Consider the following 5955-nt stretch of genomic DNA (forward strand, 5'->3'; position numbering starts at 1 on the left):
TATTATTACAGGTAGTATTACAAGCCCAAATTGCCAGTGAAGCGGGTGATTTTTCTCTCCAAGAAGTCGCTGAAGGGATTTCTCAAAAGTTAATTCGTCGTCATCCTCATGTATTTGCTGATGTGACTGTGGCAAATATAGATGAAGTACACAAAAATTGGGAAACCATCAAAGCGGCGGAAAAAGGGGAAACTGTAGAAACCCAAAAACTCAGTGATCAATTGAATCGTTATCGTCGCAGTCTGCCGCCATTAAATGCAGCGATGAAGATATCCGAAAAGGCGGCTAAGGTTGGCTTTGAGTGGAATCATGTAGATGAGGTTTGGGGTAAATTTCATGAAGAGTTAGGGGAATTTCAACAAGCTTTAGCTGAGGAACCCAAAGAAAGACAAGAATCTGAATTAGGTGATTTACTATTTGCCATTATTCAAGTTGCCAGATGGCATAAACTTGACCCCAGTGCCGGTTTACAAGGGACAAGTCAGCGATTTATTCAACGATTACAAAAAATGGAAGATGTCATTGAACGTCCTCTCACCGAATACAGTTTAGAAGAATTAGATGCTCTGTGGCAACAGGCTAAAATTCAACTGGCTAGGAGTCAGGAGTCAGGAGTTCGGAGTCAGCAGGAAGAAATTGAAGAATAGAGAATGAAATTTATTTTCTATTCCCTATTCCCTATTCCCCGTTCCCTTTTTTGTAATTTTAAGATTTTTTGGACTCAAACCATTTATCGTACAAGGCTTGATAAGTGCCGTTTTCTCGCAAACTCAATAAGGCACTGTTGATTTTTTTTCTATAGGGACTTTCATTGGGTAGCACTATACCGTAGTTTTCTTCACGGAAAATACTACCAACAACTTCTACCTTACCTTTGCCCTCATTAGCTGCATAAAATAAAAGTACGGGGGCATCAAAAACAACAGCGTCGGCTTTTTTTGTCAGCAGTGCATTATAAGCTTGTTCAATTTTCGGGAATTCGGAAACGGCAATTTTCTTTTCTCGCAGATATGCTGCGGCTGTACTGCCAGAGGTGGTGGCTACTACTTTACCTGGGAGATCCTCTATACCTTTAATATCACCCTGAAGTTGCTGTACTGTTAGTTCTGTCGTGGCAATAGCAGTAAAGTAAGCAACAAAAATAATCGCAGTAAACATCCAGAATATGGCTAAAATCCTGCCGATAGCCCCTTTGGGCATTTCATCAACTTGCGCCCCTAATGTGGCTGCTGCCCACCAACAAGCTTTGAAAATACCAGGAAAGTATGCTTTAGGAATGATGCCATCTGGGTGATGACGTTCAGATAACCAAATTATATGGGCGGCAATGATCACTAATACCAAGGCTATACCCAGGATTTGTAACAAGCCGCCGGAGGATAATAATTGCCAAATATGGGAGAGGGAATTACTGTTCGTTGCTTGCTTGGGGACGAGAATCTGAAGTCCGCCAGCCAGCATGGGTAAGGAAAAATCAAAATTCTCCTGACGTTGGGCGGTAATAGAAATGGCGGCAATTCCTAAGTTAGCTTTACCTGCTTTCACTGCCGAAAGTACGTCTGCTACCGTAGGATATTCCACAAATTGAGATTCTACATTCATCTGTTTGGCGATGCTGCGCCAAAGGTCTATACTGAATCCTGATAATTCACCTTGCTGAGAAAATACAAAGGGTGGTATTTCTCGCGTCCCCACTAATAAAGGTGCTGTGGGTGCTGGTTTTTGGGCAAATCCGGGAGTCGCTACCAGGAATAATACTAAAATTATGCCGATTAATCCTAGCCAGAGTGGGCGTTGACGGTGATTTTTGACAAGATAGGCAATAATTGAGTGAAATTTACGAGCGATCGCATTTACCATAGAAATTTGCTTGGGATTAAACAAAATGAAACAGAGTATTTAGGGCTTGCTGATAGCGTAGCGTGGCGTAAGCCATATAAAGCTAGAACTTAGATATATCAAGAGTTTGAAGGTAAAAAAGGTAAATCAGGTGCAAGGAATAAGGGTGGAAATTAGCAAAAACCTATCACTTGGATTCAAGACTATTCTTCTCTTCTTCTAATTCTTCCTCCTGACTCCTGACTCCTGACTCCTGACTCCTGACTCCTAGCCTTCACAGATAACTTTTTCAGCAAACCCTATTTATTTATCATGCTTACCCAAGTGCAAATATCACATTCAGTACACAATTTGTTACCAGGGATTACCAATCATTGTAAAAGCGGACCAATAGAAAGGGTGAGAAAAATTGGCATCTGCTAATTTTGCTAGTTCGGATGGTAATGGTAAATCCCCTCTAGATCCTTGTAATTTACCACTTTCCATTGTCACCTTCCCTGTTAACATGGCAATTTGTGCTTGTCGAAGTGCTTCTGCTTTTAGAGGTATTTTTTGCAGATTTTCATAAAATTCAATCATTAAGGCCATTGTTCCCAAATCACTAACATTCCACAAACTTGCTAACACAGATTTCACTCCTGATTTAACGGTTAACCCCGCAAAACCTAATTCTGCTTCTTGATCTCCCAATGCTGTTTTACAAGCACTTAGCACTAATAAATCTACTGGTGGTTGATCCAATTTTAATTTTTCAATTTCATTTAATCTTATTTTTTCATTACCCCATAACTGGATATAAGATTGATTAGGCTTTCCTGGTTTGAATTCTGCATGGGTGGCTAAATGGATAATTCTAAAATGTTGTTTTTGTCTTTGTTGTTGTAAATTCTTGATGGTAAATTGTTGATTAATAAATCTTTTTCCTGCCCAAATTTTAGTAATTTCATCTAACTCTAGTGGTACTGCTGGTAAGGATTCAAGTTGGGAAAATGTGGATGCACCCATAGCTAAAATTTGCGCGTTTTTAATGGGATTGTAGTCAGTTTTCAGCAAATTAAAAGCAGGGATTCGAGTGATACTGTATTTTTCTATTAAAAATTTCTCTCCATCATGCAATGTTACTAAAGGTATTGTTCTTAAACCAGATCCTAAGCAAAAAATCAATGTATCTATTTTCTCAGATTTTAGGGTAGATTCTAATGGTTTTATTATCCAATTGTAAAGCTTTTGAGCAGGTTTTAAATATGATTTAGCTGTGGGGTTAGTAGGCTGTGTAACCTCTGATTTTAGTTTTTTAACAACTTCAGTTAATGTTGCTTGGTTGGCATCTTTAATACTATAAAGTTTTGGTTTTTTTCCTGAAGTAATTATTAATAGTTGTAGTTGTTTTTTTACTGGATATACCCAAATAACCGCAGGTTTAGTGGCAGTTTCTTGAGATAATTTAGTTAGTGTTTTGGCGATATCTTCCGCTTTTAGAGAAAAATCAGCAAGATTTTGGCTAAAATAATCTTCATACTCTTTTTCCCACCTTTTTTCAACTTTATGTACTGTTTCTGCGAAGTTTTTATCTTTGATCAGTCTATTCCAGTCTATGTCTTCAGTAGCGATCGCAGATTGATTTTGAAGAATTATACTAAAGGTAATGGTACTGAGAAATACTAATGTTATTAATAGACAAAATGTAATGATTTTTCTGGACTTATGGTGAAACATGAAGTTACTCCCAAAATTTTAGCTATTTGCTTGGTTCATTTTGATTTAAAAAAAATCCTCATGGTGATGAGGAATAATCAAAATATAACTTTGTTCAATCAGAAATGCTTGGTTTTTCAGTTAAGTAAGTTATGGCAGGAGTCACTGAGTTAGGATAAAAACCCTTTATTATCAAGAGTTTGAGCCTTAATTGATGTCCTAAAAAGCCAAAAAATTAAAGGTATGTGAAGCAAAGTAAGCTCAAACTCTTTCCCTCTACTCACCTACTTAATTCTGGCTCAAAAGCACAATTAATGCTATTCCAATAATAACTGATCCACCACCCATGAGGAATGACCAGAAGCGGTGATAACTATGGACAACTGTGCCATTTTCTCCTTCTAATTGGATTAAATCCATCCAAGGCATGATCCCCCGACGAAACCAACCAGTAGTTCCTACTTTTTGATCAATCAGACTTTCTACTCGTTTCATACCAAAGAGAAAATTACCAATTGGCCCAAAACGAGAAGCGTAGCGTAAATACAACATTCCGCTAGGATCTTGTAATTTCAAATCAGAACCGAATTTATAACCAGCATCACCTCGACCAATTAATTTTCCTTGCAAATTGGCAGGTTGTCCCCGCAAAGGACTGGCATAGGGATCTGACATTAAGGTGAGAATATCTGTGGCGATCGCTTTACTATAATCAGGGAACATGATCAAGGCTTTGATTAATATGCCGATTCCTAAACCAATTAATGGTGAACCTAAGACTAAGCCTGGATTTGAGGAGGTTGATAACATGAATATACCGACAATTAAACCGCCAATAAAGCCGATGGTTTCTGCACCATAGAGGATGATATCTAAGAAAAAGTTGCCGTAAAGTTTACTTTTATTTAGGGTTTTGCCTTCACCAATGATTCGTCCCATGTCGAACTCAGTTGCTAAACCTAGTTGTTCGGAATAGGTGCTGAGGGCGCGGATACGTTTACCTGTGAGGGGATGAGTGGAATTTAATTCCATCCACCAACCCCAGGGGTTAAACATATCCCATAAAAAGACGCGACCGATTTTTTGGGAGTCGGAGGAGATGCGGTAGGCTGTACCTGTGGAAGCTGCGGCTTTATGGTCGTAAATTCCTAAAGCGCGAGTTCCTTCAATGAGGCGACTGGGTTCTTTAGCGCGTGAACCTTCTTCGACGATTCCATAGGCAATTTTGACGAGGGCGCGGGATAGTCCGTTGGGGTTGCCTGTGGTTTCGGCGGCGAAATGGTCGGCAAAGTATTCTCTGGTGCGAGACAGATATAGAAGTAAGTATGTACCGATGACGTAAAAGATGTAGGCCATGAAACCGGCAGTTCCTATGGCATCTTTGATTTTATTGTCGCCACCACCACGAGTAATTCTTCTGGCTGTACTGTAAACTAGGTAGCAAATTTGGACTAGGGTAGAAGCTAAGGTCATGACGGCAAAGTCCCAGTGGACTATATGCCCTAGTTCGTGGGCGTAGACGGTGGCAACTTCATCATCATCTAGGTAGGTAAATAGTCCTTGACTGACGACTAACCGGGCGCTGTTTGGTAAAGAACCATAGGTAAAGGCGGTGGGGTTTTGGTCGTCAATGATGCCAAGTCTGGGGGTGGTGATGTTTTTTTGCTGACAGACTTGGCGGATGATTTTGGCTGTTTCGGGACTGAGGTTTTCGATTTCGGCTAGGTTCACCCAACGAGTTTGGTATAGCCAACTTTGGGTTAAGTCCATGAGGAAGGGAGAGAGGAAAAAAGCGGCGAAATTGAATGCTATGGTAATACTGATAGCGATCGCTAATCCCTTTACCGGATCACTACTGTCATTAATCAAGGCTATACTCAAACCCAATACAAAAACCATGCCAAACAATAAGGCAATGGTGACACTAGATGCGAGAACTAAACTACCACCTACTCCCTTCATCGCCAAGCTTACCCCCACTCTAGCAGCCCGTCCAGCGGCAGAAGGCTTATGAGTAGCTTGAGGTTCTGTATTTGGTAGGGGAGTGACACGATTCGCCCTTGCCCATTGCTGTGCTTTTGGGTGATCACTCTTGATTAATTTTTGCCAAACAATGGTGGCTTTTTCTAGATCCCCAATGGCTTGATAGGCTTTAACTAAGCACATTTGGCAAGTTAGATAATCTGAAGAAGTTGGTTCTAGGGAATTTTGAGAAAATTCTTCGAGAAGGTGAATTGCTTCTTGGTAATGCCCTTGTTTATAGGCATCTAACCCTGATTGTAACGACATAGAATCTCCGTGATTAAATCAAAGCTCTGAGATTTTTACCTATTAATACCTAATAGATACTGTATTTGTCATTAGAATTTCGCAAAAGTTATTACGGAATACACTAGTGTGTTAATTCTGTGAATCCTTTAC

Annotated in this window: 4 protein-coding genes; 1 reads left to right on the plus strand and 3 read right to left on the minus strand. The window is 39.9% G+C overall.

Annotated features, from left to right (window positions below):
* A partial coding sequence (gene mazG / locus FJR05_RS13955) for a nucleoside triphosphate pyrophosphohydrolase (RefSeq protein ID WP_168644660.1) occupies positions 1-647 on the plus strand: 647 nt, incomplete at its 5' end.
* A gap of 58 nt (positions 648-705) precedes the next feature.
* Here the strand turns inward: mazG and FJR05_RS13960 are convergent.
* From FJR05_RS13960 to FJR05_RS13970, 3 genes are all read right to left on the minus strand, one after another.
* The gene (locus FJR05_RS13960) at positions 706-1860 is read right to left on the minus strand and encodes a transporter substrate-binding domain-containing protein (protein WP_168644663.1); all 1155 of its coding nucleotides are present in this window, start codon (positions 1858-1860) and stop codon (positions 706-708) included.
* A gap of 333 nt (positions 1861-2193) precedes the next feature.
* Entirely contained in the window at positions 2194-3555 is a 1362-nt protein-coding gene (locus tag FJR05_RS13965; RefSeq protein ID WP_168644661.1) for a CHAT domain-containing protein, read from the minus strand.
* A gap of 267 nt (positions 3556-3822) precedes the next feature.
* On the minus strand, positions 3823-5823 hold the full coding sequence (locus FJR05_RS13970) for a zinc metalloprotease HtpX (protein WP_168644662.1): 2001 nt from the start codon (positions 5821-5823) through the stop codon (positions 3823-3825).
* Positions 5824-5955: the final 132 nt, after the last annotated feature.

The organism is Dolichospermum sp. UHCC 0259, from assembly GCF_009711935.1.
Taxonomy (GTDB): domain Bacteria; phylum Cyanobacteriota; class Cyanobacteriia; order Cyanobacteriales; family Nostocaceae; genus Dolichospermum.

What these genes read in the sequence shown, in the direction of transcription:
- FJR05_RS13960 (WP_168644663.1), bottom strand. Translation starts at nt 1,860, where the DNA reads ATGGTAAATGCGATCGCTCGTAAATTTCACTCAATTATTGCCTATCTT.
- FJR05_RS13965 (WP_168644661.1), bottom strand. Translation starts at nt 3,555, where the DNA reads ATGTTTCACCATAAGTCCAGAAAAATCATTACATTTTGTCTATTAATA.
- FJR05_RS13970 (WP_168644662.1), bottom strand. Translation starts at nt 5,823, where the DNA reads ATGTCGTTACAATCAGGGTTAGATGCCTATAAACAAGGGCATTACCAA.